4 protein-coding genes are annotated in these 1,740 nt (G+C 64.1%); 2 read left to right on the plus strand and 2 right to left on the minus strand.

The annotated features are described in order from the left end of the window. Together MOV61_RS29825 and MOV61_RS29830 are read left to right on the plus strand one after the other, a co-directional pair. Positions 1 to 309, plus strand: a 309-nt coding sequence (locus tag MOV61_RS29825; protein WP_247139163.1) for an L-serine ammonia-lyase, iron-sulfur-dependent, subunit alpha, incomplete at its 5' end; no start/stop codon positions are given. A gap of 71 nt (positions 310 to 380) precedes the next feature. Beyond that, positions 381 to 818, plus strand: a complete 438-nt coding sequence (locus MOV61_RS29830) for a DUF1489 family protein (protein ID WP_247139164.1) — start codon at positions 381 to 383, stop codon at positions 816 to 818. Between the two features lie 15 nt (positions 819 to 833). Here MOV61_RS29830 and MOV61_RS29835 read toward each other — a convergent pair whose 3' ends face one another. Next, on the minus strand, positions 834 to 1,103 hold the full coding sequence (locus MOV61_RS29835; protein ID WP_247038114.1) for a hypothetical protein: 270 nt from the start codon (positions 1,101 to 1,103) through the stop codon (positions 834 to 836). An 87-nt stretch (positions 1,104 to 1,190) separates the two neighbouring features. After that, positions 1,191 to 1,740 (minus strand): SPOR domain-containing protein (locus MOV61_RS29840; protein WP_247139165.1); only part of this gene is annotated, 550 nt, incomplete at its 5' end.

Raw genomic sequence — 1,740 nt, forward strand, 5'->3', positions numbered from 1 at the left:
GGGCTGGCGGCCGTCATGGGCGGCTCGCCGGAGCAGATCGAAAACGCCGCCGAGATCGCGCTGGAACACCATCTCGGCATGACCTGCGACCCGATCGCCGGTCTCGTGCAAGTGCCCTGCATCGAGCGCAACGCGCTCGGGGCCGTCAAGGCGGTCACGGCCGCCTCGCTTGCGATCAAGGGCGACGGCACGCATTTCGTGCCGCTCGACGCCTGTATCGAGACGATGCGCCAGACGGGCAACGACATGAGCGAGAAATACAAGGAAACCTCGACCGGCGGCCTTGCCGTCAATGTCGTCGAGTGCTGAGCCGGCGCGCCGCTGTGGAGTGAGCCGAGCAAACGCTTGACCTCACGTGCGGATGGGTCTTCAACCAAATCATGGCTCTCCATCTGATCAAACTCTGCGTCGGCGCCGATTCCATCCAGGATCTCCAGGATTGGGTCGCTGAGCGCGCGCTCAATGCTATCGCCGCCGGCCTCGAACCGCACAGTATCCATACGACGCGCATGGTGCCGAAGCGCATGCAGGAACTGCTCGACGAAGGATCGCTCTACTGGGTGATCAAGGGGCAGGTGATGGCGCGGCAGAAGCTGCTCGACATCCGCACGGTTACCGGCGACGACGGCATTCAGCGTTGCCAGCTGGTGCTCGGGCCCGAAGTTATCGAGACTGCACCGCAACCGAAGCGGCCTTTCCAGGGATGGCGCTACCTGAAAAGCGAAGAAGCGCCGCGTGACCTCGGCAAACTGGGCGAGGACGTTGCGGCGCTTCCGGAAGATCTGCGGCGAGAACTCGCCGAGCTTGGACTTCTGTAACCGGGAAACTTCCGATCAGCGAAGCTTGATGCGGACCGGCGCACGGCCGGCGCGGATGCCGACATGCAGGTGGATATTGGCTTCCGGCTGGGAATGGCGCCAGGCGCGCGCGCCGTGGCTGAGCAACAGGGAGACCAGATCGCGGGTCTTTTCCTTGGAGCGGTTCAAGCCGAGACCGGCAAGCCGCATGGCCGCCTCGTGAAGCGGGTTGAGGGCGACGCCCTTGGCTCTGGACTTCTGCGCCGGTTTGAAGGCGAGTTCAGCGCTGTTTTCATTCATCATCATCGGAAACCCCGTCTACGCGTTACTTTCGAGATCCCTCCGCGCCGAAGAACCGGCGCGGGTATTTCCTTGATCGCCGGTGGCGATTGCTCACTGGAGCGACGCCCAGCAGCTGATGCCCTTCTTCTTCAGCACGTTGCAGGCATCGACAGCCGTCTTCTGGTCGTCGAAGCCGCCGAAGCGGGCGCGGTAGATCTGTTCGCCATTGTTGCTGAAGGCGACAGTGAAGGGTTTGGCGGAACGCAATACCTTGCCGCCTTTATCCTGCGCATTCTGCAGGAGATCCTGAGCTTGTTTCTGGTTCGGCGATGCGCCGATCTGGATGACCCAGCCGTTGGAGGCCATCGAAGCCGCAGCCGCCGACTGAGCGGCCTTCGCAGACACGGCAGACACCTTGGTGGATGCCGTCGTGACGTCGTCCACGGTCGAGCGGCCGGCACGGTGTGCGACGGCGTCCTCGGTGCGGGCGGGCATATATTCGGGAGCCGGGGTCGGGACGGCAGCAACGCCGCCCATGGCCGTGTTCATCGCCTGGGTGATGACCTTCTTCTGCTCCGGTTCTGCGGCATAGGCCGAGGCGGCGGCCGGCGCCATGGCTGCAGCCTGCTGTTCGGCATAACGGGCACCTGGCCGAGGGCCG

Source organism: Neorhizobium sp. BETTINA12A, from assembly GCF_023006485.1.
GTDB lineage: Bacteria > Pseudomonadota > Alphaproteobacteria > Rhizobiales > Rhizobiaceae > Neorhizobium.